This is a genomic window from Streptococcus sp. HMSC034E03 (genome assembly GCF_001811505.1).
Taxonomy (GTDB): Bacteria; Bacillota; Bacilli; order Lactobacillales; family Streptococcaceae; genus Streptococcus.
Map to the genome: position 1 here is coordinate 1 of NZ_KV804916.1, position 18,453 is coordinate 18,453.

At 37.6% G+C, this 18,453-nt stretch carries 20 protein-coding genes; 4 read left to right on the forward strand and 16 right to left on the reverse strand.

The annotated features are described in order from the left end of the window. Positions 1 to 195: 195 nt before the first annotated feature. The 8 genes from HMPREF2805_RS00100 to HMPREF2805_RS00135 all read right to left on the reverse strand — a co-directional run bounded on the left by HMPREF2805_RS00100 (position 196) and on the right by HMPREF2805_RS00135 (position 6,024). A complete protein-coding gene (locus tag HMPREF2805_RS00100) occupies positions 196 to 1,461 on the reverse strand; it encodes a tyrosine-type recombinase/integrase (protein WP_075230941.1) in 1,266 nt (421 codons plus the stop codon). Between the two features lie 100 nt (positions 1,462 to 1,561). After that, positions 1,562 to 1,822 (reverse strand): MerR family transcriptional regulator, encoded by a 261-nt coding sequence (locus tag HMPREF2805_RS00105; RefSeq protein WP_075230942.1) that lies wholly within the window; start codon positions 1,820 to 1,822, stop codon positions 1,562 to 1,564. An 81-nt stretch (positions 1,823 to 1,903) separates the two neighbouring features. Further along, positions 1,904 to 3,175, reverse strand: a complete 1,272-nt coding sequence (locus HMPREF2805_RS00110) for a replication protein RepA (protein ID WP_075230943.1) — start codon at positions 3,173 to 3,175, stop codon at positions 1,904 to 1,906. 151 nt (positions 3,176 to 3,326) lie between these two features. Further along, positions 3,327 to 4,082, reverse strand: coding sequence for a helicase HerA domain-containing protein (locus HMPREF2805_RS00115; RefSeq protein WP_075230944.1), 756 nt, complete (start codon positions 4,080 to 4,082; stop codon positions 3,327 to 3,329). After that, a complete protein-coding gene (locus HMPREF2805_RS00120; RefSeq protein WP_075230945.1) occupies positions 4,082 to 4,612 on the reverse strand; it encodes a hypothetical protein in 531 nt (176 codons plus the stop codon). Before HMPREF2805_RS00120 ends, HMPREF2805_RS00115 begins: the two co-directional genes overlap by 1 nt. Positions 4,613 to 4,618: 6 nt before the next feature. Continuing rightward, positions 4,619 to 5,050, reverse strand: a complete 432-nt coding sequence (locus HMPREF2805_RS00125) for a hypothetical protein (protein ID WP_075228107.1) — start codon at positions 5,048 to 5,050, stop codon at positions 4,619 to 4,621. A gap of 82 nt (positions 5,051 to 5,132) precedes the next feature. Continuing rightward, positions 5,133 to 5,429, reverse strand: a complete 297-nt coding sequence (locus HMPREF2805_RS00130) for a hypothetical protein (protein WP_075228108.1) — start codon at positions 5,427 to 5,429, stop codon at positions 5,133 to 5,135. Between the two features lie 118 nt (positions 5,430 to 5,547). Continuing rightward, the gene (locus HMPREF2805_RS00135) at positions 5,548 to 6,024 is read right to left on the reverse strand and encodes a hypothetical protein (protein ID WP_075230946.1); all 477 of its coding nucleotides are present in this window, start codon (positions 6,022 to 6,024) and stop codon (positions 5,548 to 5,550) included. A gap of 226 nt (positions 6,025 to 6,250) precedes the next feature. Between HMPREF2805_RS00135 and HMPREF2805_RS00140 the strand changes: the two genes are divergently transcribed. Next, positions 6,251 to 7,204: a hypothetical protein gene (locus HMPREF2805_RS00140; protein ID WP_075230947.1), complete on the forward strand. Its 954-nt coding sequence runs from the start codon at positions 6,251 to 6,253 to the stop codon at positions 7,202 to 7,204. A 25-nt stretch (positions 7,205 to 7,229) separates the two neighbouring features. Here the strand turns inward: HMPREF2805_RS00140 and HMPREF2805_RS00145 are convergent, their stop codons facing one another. Beyond that, positions 7,230 to 7,565 carry a helix-turn-helix domain-containing protein gene (locus tag HMPREF2805_RS00145; protein WP_033688249.1) on the reverse strand — a complete coding sequence of 112 codons (336 nt, stop codon included), beginning with the start codon at positions 7,563 to 7,565 and terminating at the stop codon, positions 7,230 to 7,232. Between the two features lie 154 nt (positions 7,566 to 7,719). Here HMPREF2805_RS00145 and HMPREF2805_RS00150 point away from each other — a divergent pair, with 154 nt between their 5' ends. Further along, on the forward strand, positions 7,720 to 10,338 hold the full coding sequence (locus HMPREF2805_RS00150; protein ID WP_075230948.1) for an SEC10/PgrA surface exclusion domain-containing protein: 2,619 nt from the start codon (positions 7,720 to 7,722) through the stop codon (positions 10,336 to 10,338). Between the two features lie 279 nt (positions 10,339 to 10,617). Here HMPREF2805_RS00150 and rpmG read toward each other — a convergent pair whose 3' ends face one another. The 4 genes from rpmG to HMPREF2805_RS00170 form a co-directional block, all read right to left on the reverse strand. Then, entirely contained in the window at positions 10,618 to 10,767 is a 150-nt protein-coding gene (gene rpmG, locus HMPREF2805_RS00155; protein ID WP_001265622.1) for a 50S ribosomal protein L33, read from the reverse strand. A gap of 15 nt (positions 10,768 to 10,782) precedes the next feature. Then, positions 10,783 to 10,965 (reverse strand): 50S ribosomal protein L32, encoded by a 183-nt coding sequence (gene rpmF, locus HMPREF2805_RS00160; protein ID WP_000290417.1) that lies wholly within the window; start codon positions 10,963 to 10,965, stop codon positions 10,783 to 10,785. 148 nt (positions 10,966 to 11,113) lie between these two features. After that, a complete protein-coding gene (locus HMPREF2805_RS00165; RefSeq protein ID WP_000796543.1) occupies positions 11,114 to 11,314 on the reverse strand; it encodes a type II toxin-antitoxin system antitoxin in 201 nt (66 codons plus the stop codon). A 2-nt stretch (positions 11,315 to 11,316) separates the two neighbouring features. After that, on the reverse strand, positions 11,317 to 12,324 hold the full coding sequence (locus HMPREF2805_RS00170) for an SPFH domain-containing protein (RefSeq protein ID WP_075230949.1): 1,008 nt from the start codon (positions 12,322 to 12,324) through the stop codon (positions 11,317 to 11,319). A 184-nt stretch (positions 12,325 to 12,508) separates the two neighbouring features. Here HMPREF2805_RS00170 and ilvD point away from each other — a divergent pair, with 184 nt between their 5' ends. Together ilvD and HMPREF2805_RS00180 are read left to right on the forward strand one after the other, a co-directional pair. Then, on the forward strand, positions 12,509 to 14,212 hold the full coding sequence (gene ilvD, locus HMPREF2805_RS00175; RefSeq protein ID WP_075230950.1) for a dihydroxy-acid dehydratase: 1,704 nt from the start codon (positions 12,509 to 12,511) through the stop codon (positions 14,210 to 14,212). Positions 14,213 to 14,318: 106 nt separating this feature from the next. Continuing rightward, on the forward strand, positions 14,319 to 14,603 hold the full coding sequence (locus HMPREF2805_RS00180) for a VOC family protein (protein WP_075230951.1): 285 nt from the start codon (positions 14,319 to 14,321) through the stop codon (positions 14,601 to 14,603). Between the two features lie 43 nt (positions 14,604 to 14,646). Here HMPREF2805_RS00180 and HMPREF2805_RS00185 read toward each other — a convergent pair whose 3' ends face one another. From HMPREF2805_RS00185 to tgt, 3 genes are all read right to left on the reverse strand, one after another. After that, positions 14,647 to 14,988, reverse strand: a complete 342-nt coding sequence (locus tag HMPREF2805_RS00185; protein WP_075230952.1) for a metal-sulfur cluster assembly factor — start codon at positions 14,986 to 14,988, stop codon at positions 14,647 to 14,649. A 262-nt stretch (positions 14,989 to 15,250) separates the two neighbouring features. Further along, positions 15,251 to 17,068, reverse strand: coding sequence for an acyltransferase family protein (locus HMPREF2805_RS00190; RefSeq protein ID WP_075230953.1), 1,818 nt, complete (start codon positions 17,066 to 17,068; stop codon positions 15,251 to 15,253). Positions 17,069 to 17,201: 133 nt separating this feature from the next. Beyond that, positions 17,202 to 18,344, reverse strand: coding sequence for a tRNA guanosine(34) transglycosylase Tgt (gene tgt, locus HMPREF2805_RS00195; RefSeq protein WP_075230954.1), 1,143 nt, complete (start codon positions 18,342 to 18,344; stop codon positions 17,202 to 17,204). Positions 18,345 to 18,453 lie beyond the last annotated feature (109 nt).

Consider the following 18,453-nt stretch of genomic DNA (forward strand, 5'->3'; position numbering starts at 1 on the left):
TAATTGTCTAACTTTTTGGGGTCAGTACAGAATCAGCGTTTTTCTTATGTATTGATTCGTATTGAATGCTTACTTCACTTCTGTAAGGAATACTTAAAATCTATTTTAGTTGTGATAAACCCTATTAAATCAATGTTTATAAGCTATTGATTTGGATAAAACTGTCAGAGGTTGCCAAAAAGCTTGCCATGAATTTTATGAGGTTAGCTCCGCAATTTTATTTAGATAAATATCTACCGCTTGCGTTTGATTTTTAGGGGCAAGCTCGGCATATATGTCCATAGTAGTTTTGATAGACTTATGTCCCATGCGAACCTGTAACTCTTTCCAGTTCATACCTGCATTTAACATCATAGAAGCGTGTGTGTGGCGGAATAAGTGAAAACCATAGTCAGGTAGACCAACTTCCTGTAATCGTCTTTTGAGTGTTGCACGTTCATTCCTATCGCACATATAGTTTCCATAAATAGTTGGGAAAATCAACTGACTTTTTGAAAGACCGTTCTTCTTGAAATAAAGATTCATTTCATCATGAAAGTTTTGAAGTTGCTCAATAATTTGGTACGGAACAGCTATTTTTCTATTGCCCGAATCAGATTTAGGAGTATTTTTACAAACAACCTTTCCTTTTAATCCTAACTTAGGGTTTGCATTTTTCCATACAAGAGTTTTAGTGACTAATATTTCAGAACTTTCAAAATCAAGGTCATATATAGTCAAAGCTAATAGCTCATTGATTCTCATTCCTGAAGCAAGTAGACTGTCGCAGATAACTTTAAATCGCCGATTAGCCCTAGTATTAGGTAAAGTATCGACGAAATTTAGCCAGATAGTTAAATCTTCATCATGAAGAACCATAATGCGTTTTTGATTGCTTTTTGGTTTTGGTGGAATCTTGATAGATTGAACAGGATTATATTTGAGTTCAAAATGCGTTATTCCAAAATTAAAAATCTCTCTTAACTTGTGGGCGATTGCTCCAAAATCTTTTGCACTTCCTTTTTTAGCTCGTTTATTACCGGCATCGACAGATTCTTTAGATTTTTGGGCAAGCTCGTTAATCCATTTTTGTATATCGGAAGAAGTGATTTTATCTGGTTGATAGTGTCCGAATTTGGGGAGGATATAGGTGTCTAGATAGTTCCTCACTCGGTTTAGAGTGTTATCTGAGCTGACCCAAGTTTCGTAGTTGGAGAACCACATTTCAGCTAGATCTGACAAGGTAGCAATGCTAAAAGTTTCTTTCCTTGTTGAACCACTTTCTTCCCAATCAATTTTAGCTTGAATAATTTTACGATCTAAGGATCGTAGGGTTTTAGCTGTTACAGTTGTTTTTACAGGTTTTCCAGTCTTTATATCTAAGCCTAGATAGACGCTCTTTACTGAATAACTAATCTCGCCATTGTCCTTTACTTTTTTGAGGACTGTTTTGCCTTTATGGATGATTTTTTCTATATTCATAGTTGCTCTCCTCAATCAATCGAAGAATTGAAAAAAGCTAAAATAGATAGTATCTCACTTTCTTTCTTTTTTGATACTTCTATTCTAGCACATTTCACTTTTAGTTGTGGCTTAAAAACTCTAAAACAGTATCAATATGATAGTAAACGGTTCTAGTACCCTCAATAGGTGGTTCTAAACGCTTTAGACCTCTATTTTCCCATGACTTTAATGTGTTAGGGGAAATACTGAGCAGATCTAAAATCTCTTTTTGTGTGTAGATGCATGAACTTCTTTTTTCGCTGTTCAAATTCTTTAGCATTTCAATGATAGTGTGAAGCAGGAGTTCTATTTGCTTCATTTCAAGGTAATCTTGTGACATACTATTCTCTCTTTCTTTGCAACAATAATCGAAATATGGCATAATGGTAGTAGAGATTAGCCTTGGCTTATCTCGGAATACTTATTTGCTATTACTTTCTGATTTGGATGGTTTGGAAGTAGTAGCATTTTTTCTTCGATCATTGCTTGGGTTCATAGAACTGTGAAATGCATCCTTTTCGAAGTCATAGTTTAATACACTTGGATTAAACTTATCGAATAGGTATGCAAATTTTTCAATTTGTTCCTTGCTGTATCTATCGAACTCTTCAGGTGTAAATGTAATGGTTTTATACTTGAAGCTACCATCATTTTCTTTAGTTTTGAAATGAAAGATAACCTCAGTAAGTCTCCGTTGTAACTGTTTATAGCTATCAACTTCTCGTTGACCCTCTGCTACCATTAAGTCATAAGCTTGTTTTGGAGTGAAAATTGATGTGATGTGGATTTCATTCCAAAGAGCGATTGTATTTGTGTAACGGGCGTGTAGCTGAATAGGGTAAACATCTGTCACCTTAAGAAATTCTTTGTATGGCATGCCCTTGAATTCATCCATAAAAAGTATAGATTCAGCGCAATATAGGTCAAGCCCACCATTGTCAAAGTCAGTCCAGATGTATACATTATCCCGACCATGCTTTTTCTTTAAATCAACTTGCGTGTGCGATTTTCCATCTCCAGACTCTCCCACATGCCAGTATACTGCCATTTCTTTTTCGTCTGGAGTATGAGAAAGTCGATACTGAAAGAAGTGTTCACGAATCATTTTAGAGTATTTACGGAACTCAAAGTTACTCCCCATAATTTCTTCAGGAGTAGCTCCGTTCTCTATTTGTTTCTGAATGTAATCAAATTCACTTCGGTGACCTTGATTTCCAGCTCTAAGCTCACCGTGAATCTTCATAGGTACTACAATAGTATGTTCCTTTTCTTCATGCTCTCCGCTTTTTTCAAGGTAAGCAATGACTTGCTCTCTAGTTCCACGGGTAACTTCTATATGTATAGTGGGATAGAGTTTTTGAAGAGCCGAGAATCGGAAAGCTTGTTTATCTTCAAGCACCATGTGACAATGATGAGTTCCGTTGTCACCGATTTCATAGTTAACAGCGCAGACAACGTTTTCATTTCGTGCAATCCACCGTTCCATTAAGAAATAGACAATTTCCTCGGGGCTGAGAGGTTCATCGGTATCTGGAAGGGACTTGCGAAACTCTTGAATTCTTTTTTTAGTTTTTTCATTGTATGTATCGCTATCAAAAAAATCTGATTTCTTATCGAACAACTTATCAACGTTGTTCAGAACACAACAGAAACTACGAGCGCGAAAGTCAGATGAAACTTTATAATTTGTCATGAATCTTCTCCTTTGTCACTTTCTTATTGTGACAATTTTATATCCAATTATACTAGTTATAGTAATGTTTTAGTTAGTTTGTCATGTTGTCATGAAGTTCGGGGTAATACTAGCCCGAACTTAGCCAGCTAAAGCTGGCGAGGCTGTAAGCTTATCCTTCGCCTGAGGGGCTACGGGCAACAGCCTCCTCGCTTTTTGGTAGTCCTCGATCTAGTAAGCCAGTTATTAAATATGTTGCTTTATCTATATCTTTAATAGTATAGGTTCTAGCTTCAATAACGAACGAACCATCAAACTGAATATTAACTTCGCCTTGGGATTTATTGCGATTAACCTCGTCATCAGGGAACAGCATCTGTTTAGCTTGGGGACTTAATCTTCCAATTGAAATTTTAGAGGAAAAATTTTCCCTTCCACCATGAGGAAACAAGGAGGAATCCCCTCTTTGACAGACACATATAATGTGATAATTGATCTGTCTTGATAATCGTAACAAATTCCCCATTTTCTGTAAAAACTCCTCTTTGTCAGCTTTTTTGGGAATGCTTTCAACTGTACTTTGATATTCTTCAAATATCAAAAAGAAAGGAGGATATTTTTGGTTAGGATTAAGTCTACGATTTTCAAAAATGCTATAAGCTTGCCGAAAACCATCGTAAACGGAATCACCAAGATACACATTATCTAATTGTCTCCACTGCCAATAGTCTATTCCTTGTTTGTAATCAAGTATCATAATAGAAGCATCATCTGAATGAATTTTTAATATACTTAGTATATATTTAATGAAGTAAGATTTCCCGCTATTTGTTGGTGCGGAAATGAGGAGATGTGGAAAGCGAGTGCAGTTCCATTCAATAGGTTCGTTGCTACTTTCTTTTCTCAGTATATTCAATTTAAGTGTCATCAAATTTCTCCTTCGTCATCGTAGAGGGGTTTAGCCTGACTGTGCTTAAGACGATTTAAATCTTCTTTAGAGATTAGATTAATCTTGAGTTTTAAATAAGGTTCTTCCTCTACCATGTTAAACATAACATCAAGGTTATCATTGTAACTACGTACCGTTTGACGTAGCTCCATTTTCCAATCATCAAAGTCTTGTTGAACTGGCATTTTTGATAACCAGAGATAGAAATCTTGTCTCTCTCGTTGTATCCCATTTGGGAAATGAATTGTGTTCAGATATATACTGAGCTTTGAAGCTTGATGTATAAGCTCAGCATGAAAATCTGAATAATAGTTTTGTTCTTCTTGAGAGTCAATAAATAACTTTAACAAATGTTGAATTTGCAAGTTTGTGTTTTTGATAGCTTTCGGAAGTAACTCTTCACGAGGCAATGTATAGACAAGAATAATCATATTAACAAATACAAACCCTGAGTATAGTATTAAAAATATGGATATTAAGTAGAGTACTGACTGTAAAATGTAAATCATTAAAGTTTATCTCCTGTTAAACGCTTCGTTATACTCTAACGTAATATTCAAACGTAACTTATCATCTGTCCACGATTCAAAATCGTAGTAAATTATCATCCCATACGGGTAGCTATTTGTTGTATATGAAACCATATCATATAGTTTTTGAGCATGCTGTTGTTGAGCTGTTGTGATAAAAGGGTTTTCTCTTTGTTTTAATAGCAGAGAGTCTTTTTTTACAGCATAACTAGGAACAAGTGCTTGTAAGTCTAGATATCCTCTGCTCTCATAAGATATATATTCAAACTTACTCACTAGATTCAAACGATCTTCTAGACTTAAGTTAACTAGTTGATCGCTCCCCAGTATTCCTAGCAACTTTTCACACTCTTTGACACATCGATCAAAAGTAATCGAAGGATTTTGTCTGATTGCCTCTTCAAAAATTTTTTTCATTTTTTAAACTCTCCTTGTAATTTTTTTTGTCAGCACGAAGAAAATTAAGCAGTTGGTGCTCTAGCTCTTTTTAGAATCATACTTATTCCTCTATCGTTGCTTTCTCAGCTTTAATAGATAACGCTGCTCTATTATTAGATAAATAAGCTGAAAATGTTACACGTTGTAATCTTAAATTGATTTTTTCATCTAGATACGGAGTGTATTCTGAAACTGTCGAATTGTTAACTTTTATGATTCTAGTAATATATTTTCCAGAATCATTTCGAAAACCAACATCCAGTTTTACGTTTCCAGTTGCCTGTTTTGTTTCAAAGTCTATTTCTTGACTCAAACCTAGCAAATTTACAGTTATAAGAACTTCTTCACATAAAAGCATTTTTTTTTTATTCCTTTCGCCACAATCTTTACATATTACTACTGTGTAGGACTTGTTCAGCAATAATAATTACTACAGAGTATTAGGTTATTTTACATTGGAATCACCACCTTTATAATCATTTTATATTTTTATTTAGATGAAAACTCGCCAATTTCATAAGATTTTTGAGAAATTTATTATAAGTTTTTACTAATTCACAACTATTATCCCAAAAGAAATATTTATAAGCTTCTATATATGTTCTTTGGAAATGATTATTTGTAAAAATTTGAAGAACAAATTCTTTATTAATTGTATGTAGAGAACAAATTCTTTGTAGAGTTCGGCTACTGATAGTTGGATAACCATATTCATTTTCAGGTATTCCAAGATCAGTACGATATTTTCTAAATTCCTCAGAATTATCATACTTCATTAATACATCATAGAATGCATAGTTTTTTGGAGGCTTCCTTGTACAAAATTTACTATAGTATTGAAAAGTGAACCAGATACAAGTTATTTTTGCAAGATAATCAAAATCTTCATTTTTTATTTTCGCGGGAATAACTTTAGGGTTACAACCTATTTCTTTAAATCTTTGTAAATCCATTCTTTTAACCTCTTTATTGCAAGTTTTAGATCGCTGTATGGAACTTATTTCAGAAACATTGATAATAACATTCTAGAATTAATTTTATTACAAACAACGATCTTTTTTTGATTATGTTGCTATTATACATGTTGAAAAAATCACAATGTTTTGTATTTCCCCCTCATCCCAATAGCTTTTTTTGATATAATTAATTTATAGTAGTGTATTGGGGAGGGGAATTGATATGCAAAATAATATTTCATGTTTTGAAGTTTTAATAGAATTGTATGAAGAAAACAAAGCATTACAAAATGAACTAAGAATTATAGTACATGATATTGAGATTTTAAAACAATATATTTACTATTGGAAAAGTTATAAGTTGTTAAGAGATATAAGAGAAGCATTTATACCTAGGAACTTTTCAAGCTCTAATAAAAGAGGTTTTGTAGAAGATTACTGTGGAGAGGGTAAAAAACCGGATTGGAAAGTTTTTTCAGTTAAGGGAACTACAAAATTTGTAATTTCTTTACTTTTTCAAAAAATTAAAGTTGAGTCAGAAACTATAACTGATATGTTAGAGGGGACAGTAGATGATTTTTTTGAAGACAAACAATCGGAATTAAGTGAACTATATTTGACTCAGCAAGATCAAGGTTTAATTCGTAGTTGTCTAGCTTTTGCTAATGAATACAAAGCAATAAAAGGTAAAAATACTAGATATAGTATATTTGAGCTCTCTAGTGAGCAACTAGACGATATGAAGTCTTTTTTGCTAAAATTTCTTATGTATTCACAGGATGAAATCGATTTTGATATTGATTATTCAACTCTTGAACAATATCTGAATAAGACTAATTTTTTAAATATATTAGAAGAATTAACTGTTAGTTTAATTGATTCTAAAAATAGTAGTGAAGAACAAACCAATATTTGGCAAATTATGCTTTTCCTTGCTAAACTACGTATAGCAGTTACAGATTCGGGACCTTTACAACCGAGGGAAATCACTAAAGATAAGGGTAGAAATAATTTTTTAGAATTTTCAACAAAAATGACTCTTAATGAATTAAAATTTGAAACTGAAAAACTACAAAAGGAACTAGAATTATTGTTCGCTCCGCTATTAGATAGTCGTTTTATTCGTAGTAGTTTATATGAGTTCTTTTTTGAATGTCGAGGGAATTTAACAAAATAAAAAGCCAAGTTCAAAAATACTTGGCTTAATTTATTTGTTTTAATATATCTCGGAGAGCCTTTATAGTAGGTTCTCTTTTTTCTGTCGGTAGATTTCTAATATCTTCAATGAGTTGTGAAAATTCTCCGCTTTGATTTTGATTTTCAATATCAAAAAAAGTATTCATATCAACTTCAAGCGCTTGTATGATTTTTTCAATAGTCTCAAGCTTAACGTTTAACTGTTTATTCTCTAACCTATATATATAGTTAAAACCCAAATCAGCTTTTTCTGCTAGATATTCTTGTGTCATTCCGCTTTTCAGTCTTAGAAGTCTGATTTGTTTTGCAACAAATTCTCTTAAATTTATTTTTTCCGTCATGATAGTACCTCATAACTATCATACAAGTTTATCTCATTGAATAAATCGTTATCAAAAGACTGAAATTTTTGCAATAATAATATTTAAAAGACTGTAAAATGTGGTATAATATTATTCATAAAACAGTCTTTTAAGACATAAAGGAGTTTATACGATGGAATCAAACACACAAGGTCACGGAACCATCAAGAAATTGCGCACAGGCGCAGTCGTTTCTACGTTAGCACTTACTGCTTTTGGGGTATCTACTGGGGTATCGGCTAGTGAGACTGAAGTAGCCGTTAATGAGCCTGCAACTAGGGTAGTTGCTAAGGACGAGGTTAAACCTAAAGTTCCTACCCAACAAGACGTAGACACGGCTAAGGCTGAATCAGATAGAGCTAATCAGGATGTAGCTAAGCAAAAAGAAGTTGTTGCATCTACTGAAGCAAACATTGCTAATACTGAAAAGACTATCGCTGATACTACTAAGAAAGTAGAAGAGGCTAAGGCTGTTACACCTGAAAAGGTTGCTGAGGCTAAGGCTGACGCTGAAAAGAAAGCCAACGAGCTTGCTACGGCTGAAAAGGCTGTAGCTGATGCTGATAAGTCTGTTTCAGCTACTGCTGAAAAGGTTGCTGACCAAACTAAGGTAGTATCTAATGCTGAGAAAACTGCCACTGATACTGCTAATAAGGTAGCTGACGCTCAGAAGAAAGTAGATTCTCTATCATCTACTACTGATGTTGCTCCTCTCGAAAAAGAGGTAGCTACGCTTACTAACCAAGTCAAGACTGACACTCAAGCCGTAGCAACTGCTCAGGCTAACCTTGATAATGGTAAAAAAGCTCAAGACAACAAAGAACAAGCTATCAAAGACGCCCAAACTGGGGTATCTAGTGCTGAAACTAAACTTTCTCAAGCTACTACAACCCTTGCTAATGCTAAAGCTGACCAAACTTCAAAAGATGGGGCAGTAACTACAGCTAAAGCTGACCTCAACCGTGCTAAAGAAGAGCTTGCTGATGCTACAGAAGGTCAAGCACGACTTAATCTAAGTGAGGAGTATGTTAAACTTTTAAAAGAGTATGCTAATACTCGTAGTGCTTCTATTTCAACTAAGTTAGAGGTTTTAGGTAAGCAAGAGTTGGAAAATAGAGGGGTACTAGGTTTAGAGGGTAACCCTAACAAGTATAAGGCTCCAGCTAAAGACAAAAATATTCCTGTAGATATTAAAAATCTTACTCCAGAGGTAGAGCGTGAAATTAACTTGTTCACGGCTGACCTTATCAACCAAATCCGTGATGCCTTTGGTAGACCACGTGCTATTGTAACGGAAGATTCTATGCGTATTGCCCGAGAAGTTGCAAAAGAGTCTAAAGAAGAAGAAAACCATGACTTCAAGGCTTTAGATAGTGTAGGTGAGCAGAATGGTGTTCTCCTTGCAGAGAATCTTGGTTTCAGCTCAAATAATAAAGTATCAAACTTAGCAGAACTTAAAGAAGAGATCTACGAGAATATTCTTATTGGGTTATTCTATGATTCAGATTCAAATTCTCGTCTTAATTGGGCACATGCTCTTAGTTTTGCACGACTAAGTGATATTAATAAGCCCGATCTAGTGTATCAACAATACATTGGGGTAGGAATTCAACCCAAAAAACGTGGTTACTTCAATATCCATATCGATGGGACATCAGACAATGGTATCTCCGAAAATGCCAAATTCAATAAAGCTAAAGTAATTACTGCAAACAACAATGTTAAGGTTCTCCAAGAAAAACTCTCATTGGCTCAATCAACCTATGATGATGCAGTCAAAGCATCCGAAGAAGCCAAATCAACAGTCCAATCAGCTCAAACTGATTACACCAACGCAGAAACAGCACTTGCTAATGCTCATACTAACTTATCTAACGTAGTAGGTAACAAGATTGATGTCGCATCACTTGAAAAAGTTCTTAACGATGCCAAATCTAAGTTGGCTGAAGACACTAAAGCATTGCAAACTGCCAAAGAAGTACTTGCTCTAGCTAAATCAAACGCTACTGATAAGGCTAAGGCTCTTGCTGAAGCTAAGACAGCTCTTGAAACTGCTAAGGCTGAACAATCAGAAGCAGACAAGGCTCTTGCAACTGCTAAGGGTGAATTGGAAGTCCTTACTAAAGCTCATGATGTAGCAGTCTTGGCTCGTAAGTCAGCTGGTCAAGACCTTGCTCGTAAACGTGAAGCGTCTAAAGAGGCTACTGACACTCAAACAGTTCTCGAACTTGCTCTTAATAAGCGTGATGAAGTCCTTAAGACTTTGGATAAAGAGCTTACTGATGCTAATGCTAAACTTGGTGTACTCCGTGCTGAGTTGAAGACTGCTAAGGACGAGTTGGCTCGACTTGAGGGTATCGCTGAAGCTAAGGCTCGTGGGTATAAGAACTTTAAGCAACTCAAAGATGAACACGACGCATACCTTGCAGAACAACAACGATTGCAGGCTTTGAAAGACAAGACAGATGCTATTGTGCATTCAGGTGGGGAAGTTAAGCCTATCCTTGACGCTGACGGTAAAGTAGTTGATGTTGTGGATGCTAAGGCTCAAAACAAGACTGTAAGTGTGGCTACAGTGGGAACCAAAGACGATAAAACATATCAAGCTCCTGCACAAGCTACAAATGCAAAAGCAGAACCTAAGAAACAACTTCCAAATACAGGAACTAAGGGATCGATGCTAGGATTATTAGGCTTGGGGTTACTAGCAGGTTTAGGATTAAGGTATACCAAAAAGAACTTAAGAAAGTAAAAATAAAAAATCTTCTTACTTATTGTAGGAAGATTTTTTTGGATTCCTAAAATTTATTGAAAAGACTGCGCTATTCCAACAATTTTTAGGAATGAAAAAAGTCCTAGAAAATTCTTAGGACTTTACATTCTTCGATTGTTGACTTTCTTTTTTATTTCAAAAAAGGTTGCCAAAAAGGTTGCCATAGAACTGATTTCAAATGATTTGTAATGAAATTCAATATTTTAAAAATCGCATGAAATCAATGTTTTTCAGTATGTACTGAAATGTAATGAAACCTTATTTAACTTCTGTAAACACAACGTGTTTGCGAAGTTTTGGTGAGTATTTCTTCAATTGAAGACGGTCTGGAGTGTTACGTTTGTTTTTAGAAGTAAGGTACAAGCGTTCACCAGATTCTTTGTGTTCAAGTGTAATATTTACGCGCATGGTATCTCCCTTCTATTATTCAGCTGATGCAGCTTTAGCGATCTTACGTCCTTTGTAGTATCCTTTAAGTGATACGCGGTGAGAACGTGAGTAATCTCCAGTAGTTTCGTCAAAGTTTACAGATGGAGCTGTTACTTTGTAGTGTGTACGACGTTTGTTTTTCTTCGCTTTTGAAGTGCGACGTGCAGGTACTGCCATTTTGATTTCTCCTTTTAAGATATAAATTCAGTTAGGTTTGATTTTCATCAACTTTAATAGTATATCAAAACTTTTTTGTAAAGTAAAGTTACTTGACAAAAAAAGATTAAAAAATTTTCCCATCCAAGGTTCTGGATAGGAAAATAGATTAAATATCAATCTCGAAGGGTTCATCAATGGTTTCTGAGACGTATTTCCCGTCTTTTTTTCGTTGTTTGACACATTCGGTGAGAAGATATTCGATTTGCCCGTTAACTGATCGGAAGTCATCTTCTGCCCATGATGCGAGTGCAGCGTATAACTTATTCGAAAGTCGAAGGGGAATCTGCTTTTTTTTAGCTTCTGCCATTTTTAATAAAGGCTTCCTGTATTGACAATTGGTTGTGCATCATGATTGCCACAGAGAACGACTAGGAGATTTGAAACCATAGCAGCTTTTCGTTCTTCGTCAAGTTCTACTAATTCTCCTTCATTGAGACGTTCTAGTGCCATTTCAACCATTCCTACAGCGCCATCAACAATCATCTTACGTGCATCAATAATGGCTGATGCTTGTTGACGTTGAAGCATGACAGCTGCAATTTCCGGTGCATAAGCTAGGTAAGTAATACGTGCTTCAAGGATTTCCAAACCAGCGTCCTCTACACGACTTTGGATTTCTTCACGAATGCGACTAGCTACAATCTCACTAGAACCGCGGAGGCTTCCTTCATCGGCTTGCCCATCACCTGTAGTATCCACATTCGGAGACACATCGTAAGGATAGATGCGAACAATATTACGAAGGGCGCTATCACACTGCAATGACAGGTATTCTTTGTAGTTATCTACGTTGAAGACTGCTTTAGCCGTATCGACCACTCTCCAAGTAACAGCGATTCCGATTTCAACAGGGTTCCCTAGGCAATCGTTAATCTTTTGACGAGAATTACTTAAAGTCATAACTTTGAGGGAAATCTGTTTCTTGCCAATTTCAAGATTTACGTCATTACCATTTGATGATTTCATCCCTGAAAAAGGAGATTTTGTGCTAACATCACCACTTTGTCCGAGTCGAGTGTGGATTGCAGGATTGACCGCTATACTGAAGGGATTGACAAAGTAAAAACCAGGTTCTTTGATGGTCCCAGTATAGTTACCAAAGAGGGTCAAAACCAGTGCTTCTTGAGGTTTCACAACTTTTAAACCAGCATGAGCTAGACCTGCAATTAAGCTTAATAAAAGTCCGATAATAATTCCAAAAATATTTTCCGAACCAGCACCCATTACAAATATAAAAACACCAAGTACGAGTGCCAACTCAATGAGAATCAATGCTACTACACCATTTGGTTTTGAATTGATTAGTTTTTCAGTCATCAGAATGACCTCCTGTTTTTTGATATCTAAATGATATCACTTTAATTTATAAAGTCAAGAAATAAATGCAAAATTTTTAAAGAAAATATTTCTGTATAGAATTTTCTGAAAATTCAAGAATTTTCTTCTGTTCATTGCTTTTAAAATGTGCTATAATGATACAAACTGAATCGGGAGGGAACAAATGACAGAATTAGATAAACGTCACCGCAGTAGCATTTATGACAGCATGGTTAAATCACCAAACCGTGCCATGCTTCGTGCGACTGGTATGACAGATAAGGACTTTGAAACACCAATTGTGGGAGTCATTTCGACTTGGGCAGAAAATACACCATGTAATATTCACTTGCATGACTTCGGTAAGCTTGCAAAAGAAGGTGTCAAATCTGCTGATGCTTGGCCTGTGCAGTTTGGAACCATTACGGTAGCCGATGGTATTGCCATGGGAACGCCGGGTATGCGCTTCTCTCTAACGTCACGTGATATCATCGCGGACTCTATCGAAGCTGCTATGGGCGGTCATAACGTCGATGCATTTGTAGCTATCGGGGGTTGTGACAAGAACATGCCTGGTTCCATGATTGCTATTGCCAATATGGATATCCCAGCTATTTTCGCTTACGGTGGTACTATCGCCCCTGGAAAACTGGATGGCAAAGACATCGACTTGGTTTCTGTATTTGAAGGAATCGGTAAGTGGAATCACGGCGATATGACAGCGGAGGACGTGAAACGTCTGGAATGTAATGCCTGCCCTGGCCCTGGTGGCTGTGGTGGTATGTATACTGCCAATACTATGGCGACTGCTATCGAAGTTTTGGGGATGAGCTTGCCAGGTTCTTCTTCTCACCCAGCAGAATCTGCTGATAAGAAAGAAGACATCGAAGCAGCAGGACGTGCTGTTGTTAAGATGTTGGAACTTGGTCTCAAACCATCAGATATCTTGACTCGTGAAGCCTTTGAAGATGCTATCACTGTAACTATGGCTCTCGGTGGTTCTACAAATGCTACTCTTCACTTGCTTGCCATTGCCCACGCGGCTAATGTTGACTTGTCACTTGAGGACTTCAATACAATCCAAGAACGTGTGCCTCACTTGGCCGACTTGAAACCATCTGGTCAGTATGTCTTCCAAGACCTTTACGAAGTTGGTGGTGTGCCTGCGGTTATGAAGTACTTGTTGGCAAATGGATTCCTTCACGGAGACCGTATCACATGTACTGGTAAGACTGTCGCTGAAAACTTAGCTGACTTTGCAGACCTCACACCAGGTCAAAAAGTCATCATGCCATTGGAAAATCCAAAACGTGCAGATGGACCATTGATTATCTTGAACGGGAACCTTGCACCTGATGGAGCAGTTGCCAAGGTATCAGGTGTTAAAGTGCGTCGTCACGTTGGACCAGCTAAGGTCTTTGATTCTGAAGAAGATGCTATCCAAGCTGTCTTGTCAGATGAAATCGTTGATGGCGACGTTGTCGTCGTGCGTTTCGTTGGACCTAAGGGTGGTCCTGGTATGCCTGAGATGCTGTCACTTTCATCAATGATTGTTGGTAAAGGTCAAGGAGACAAGGTTGCCCTCTTGACGGATGGCCGTTTCTCTGGTGGTACTTATGGTCTGGTTGTTGGACATATCGCTCCTGAAGCTCAGGATGGTGGACCAATTGCCTATCTCCGTACAGGCGATATCGTCACTGTCGACCAAGATACCAAAGAAATTTCCATGGCCGTTTCCGATGAAGAACTTGAAAAACGCAAGGCAGAAACAACCTTGCCACCACTCTATAGCCGTGGTGTCCTTGGTAAGTATGCCCATACCGTATCTTCTGCATCACGTGGTGCCGTTACAGATTTCTGGAATATGGAACAATCTGGTAAAAAATAACTAGAAAAATAAGCAGTCGCTAAATGACTGCTTTTTCTAATCCTTTGTGTTATCTCGTGAAATGTGTTAAGATAATTGCTCTAACTATGATTATAAAGGAGTTGCAATGTTTTCACAAAATACAGGAATTATGCTCTACGTAGATGATGTAGCAGTGGAGAGAGACTTTTGGTCTGCTTTCGATTTTGAAATTGTGAACCACTCTGAAATCATGGGATTTGAAACTTTTGAGATGAAACCCAGCCTACTCTTTGAGACAGCAGATCTTCACGGTCTTCATAAACGCCTAGCTGCAGTGACTGACACCACTAGTCCGATCAGTACCCAACCTTTCCCTCACTTTAACTTTGCAAATCCAAGTGGACACTATTTCGCAGTTAGAGGAATCTAATAACAAAAAGGCTCTCTGTTTATTAGCAGAGAGCTCTTGTTTTTTAGCGCGGTGGTAGTCCAAGTGCTATACGTCCATAGCGACTGATGCGTGTAATCTTCCAGGCAGGCGACCAGGTAACTTCAACCCTGACATCCTCAATTCCTTCAATCTGTTTCAGACCTGCCACGATTTCGATTGGTAAACTTTCTGCACAGTCACAGGCAGTATCGGTGAAGGTCATGACAATTGTACAAAGACCAGCCTCGTCCAAATGAATCTCGTAAATCAAGCCAAGATTATAGACATCTAGTTCCACATCTGTATCGTAAACTTTTTCTAGTTTATCAATGATTTGATCTTCTAATGCTAAAGCACGATCATTGATTTTGATATCTTCTCTCATTGCATTCCCTCCATTTGTAAACTGCACCTATTTTCTCATAATTCTGACAATTTGGCAAGTTTTTCCCAATCAGACGTGATCCGCCATAAAAACGAAAGCCTAGAGATTGCCATAGTTGGGCCAAACTCCCCAAAGATCTAATAACCTAGAGTAAGACGATATTGCCATAGGTTAGAGAGAGAAGCTTAGAGAATGAATTATTTTCTAAGAAGTACTTTCTAAAAAGAAAAAGTAGAGAAAGGTCATCTCTACTTTTTAGATATTATTTTGACTTCACAGGTTTATCTGCCAAGGCCTTGATAGCTGATGCTATTGTTTCTGCATAGAGCTTACCTCCCTCTTCTAATTTGGTATTATCACTTCCAAAATGAACTTGGTCCGTTCCTCTCCAAATATCTGGGTGATCTTTAGACACCTGATTCCAGTCTGCAATTGCAATGTAAGGATACTTTTGAGCCACTTCACGCACATAGTTCGCATATTGTTCTACATAAGGCTGAGTTGCTTGAGTTGTATCCCCCTCATAAGGTGTCATAAGTACAAGTTGATGCCCCTTAGGTAAATTTGTAATCAAAGAATCGATATCAGCCTTATAATCCTCAGGGTTATTCACTCCAGTAGCAATAACAACTATTTTAGGGAGGACTTTATTCTGACTGTGGTTGAGCATAATAGCATTAGCTTGCTTGGTATTTCGGCTTACTTGACCATCAGTCTGAGCGTCCGGTAGAACCTCTTTAAGTCCCGGTGTTGCACGCAAGGTTACAGAATCTCCAATGATGGATACACCTTCAGCAATATTGTAGCTACTTGCTTCTGCTTGATCCGCCATGGTTTTTGTACGGGTGATATTGGTTTGAGCTTGATTAAGGCCATTTACCATCAAATCCGTTTCAAAAGCCCCGACTTGGGGAGCTATGAGCATCACAATCAGTGTTAGCAAGCTAAGAAATCCGACGCTACCCGCAAAGATTGGTTGAATATGCGGAATTTCTCTTATCTTTTGCAATAAGCTAGTGTTCTTCCCGGCAATGAAAGGTTCAATCACATAGAAAGAAAGGCTTGCAAAGAGATAAGAAAAGATAGTGGTGAGAATCACTGCCGGTAAATTGCTCATCAACTGAGAGAAAATAATATAAAACGGCCAGTGGAAAAGATAAACGGCATAGCTAGTGTCAGCTAAGAAGCTAATCACCTTTGGCTCTTCAATCGTCGGAGTTTTCTCATGCAAAAGTCGTGCTGCAACGATCATCAGAAGGGCAGCTAAACTTGCCAACAAGAAGCCAAGCAAGTAGGCAAAGAGATAATTAAATTTCACGAAGAAAGTCAATAAGAGCAAAACTCCGAGACCTGCCCCGAATACTAGCAAGGTCTTTTTCAAATCCCAGGTATTATTTAAACGCTTAACAAGAGTAGTCGTTTGACGAACACCTACCAAAGATGCCAAAATACTGCCTAGAAAGAAAGGATAGACGTGAGTAAAGCTAGAAAAGTAGAGCGTCGAGTAGGAACTAACGATAAAGCTACCGATAAACATTGAAAGAAAACCGATGATAAAGACAGCTGATGATAGAAGAAAGACTAGCCCTCTTAATTGTCCAGATGATTTTACCCGCTTGGACAAGAACCAAATCGCCAAGCCCCACAAGATATAGTAATGAACCTCAACCGCCAAGCTCCAATTATGAACAAACAAATGAGGAATGAACTGAGATTCATAACTTCCCCCTGTTAACATTTCATAGAAGTTAGTCATAAAACCAAGAACACCAGCTATCTGACTACCAATCCCGGCTATATAATCTTGGCGAACCAAGAAAGTAAAGGGCATAACGACCAGGATCATCAAGACGACTGGAGGGAAAATACGATAGAAACGTCTCCTGAAAAATCCCAAGATATCGATTTTCCCTTTTTGTCCAAATTCTTCTAACAGGAGTGACGTAATTAGAAAACCTGAAAAGGTGAAGAAGACGTCAACCCCGAAGAAACCTCCTGGAAAAATCGTCTGAAAAAAATGGTACAAGAGTACCAAGAGTAAGCCTGTAATCCTAATCAAGGAAAACCATTTTATACGCATACGAGTTTATTCTCCGTTCATTAGAGTAGTAAAAAAAACCATCTAATGTTCATTCCATACTACCTTTATTTTATCAAAAAAAGAAGAAAAATCCTAAGAGAAAACTTAGGATTTTAGCTTTGGTCTACTAATCTTAGAAATTACGACCTGATTTATTGTAGCCATATTTTTCAACAAAATGCTCACGGAATTCCAAGAGATTATCATCCATAATAGCCTGACGAACCTGCTTCATAAGGTTGAGCAAGAAGTAAAGGTTATGGTAACTTGTCAAACGAATACCAAAGGTCTCATCGGCCTTGAGCAAGTGACGAAGGTAGGCACGGGTGTAGTTCTTACATGTGTAGCAATCGCACTCAGGATCAAGTGGGGTAAAGTCCTCCGCAAACTGGGCATTCTTGACAACCAAACGTCCTTGGCTAGTCATACAAGTTCCGTTACGAGCGATACGAGTCGGCAAGACACAGTCAAACATATCGACCCCACGAATAACCCCATCAATCAAGCTATCTGGCGCTCCCACTCCCATCAAGTAGCGAGGTTTGTTTTCAGGAAGAAGTTGAGTGGTGAAATCCAAAACTGCATTCATCTCTTCATGAGTTTCACCTACTGCCAACCCTCCGATAGAGTATCCAGGGAAGTCCATGCTAACAAGGTCGCGAGCTGATTGACGACGAAGATCTTCAAATCCTGCGCCTTGCACAATCCCAAATAATCCTTGGTCATGTGGACGACGATGAGCTTTTAATCCACGCTCAGCCCAACGGCTTGTACGTTCGATTGACTTCTTCACATAATCATAAGGCTGATAAAATTGAGGACATTCGTCAAAGGACATCATGATATCTGAGCCTAGATTGTTTTGGATAGAGATGGCTTTTTCAGGTGATAGGAACATCTTGGAACCATTGAGGTGGTTTTTGAAGGTTACCCCTTCCTCTGTAATGTTACGGCTATCAGCTAGAGAGTATACTTGGAAACCGCCACTATCCGTCAAGATAGGTTGGTCCCAGTTCATGAACTTATGAAGCCCACCTGCTCGAGCAATCAACTCATCTCCAGGACGAAGCCACAAGTGATAGGTATTAGAGAGGATAATCCCTGACCCAATCTCTTTCAATTCTTCTGGCGATTGTGTTTTGACCGTTGCTTGAGTCCCAACTGGCATAAACATAGGAGTTGGGAAGGTTCCGTGTGGCGTGATAATCTCACCCAGACGAGCTCCCGTGTGTTTTTCTTTTTTAATCAAACGATATTTGATTGGTGAATCTGACATTTTTTACCTCCGAAGCTGGGAAAGACAGTCCCAGTTCTTACTTTGTGCCCAAGGGCATACTGTATGATTCTATCAAAAAAAACAGGAACTGTCACGAACTATGGTATAA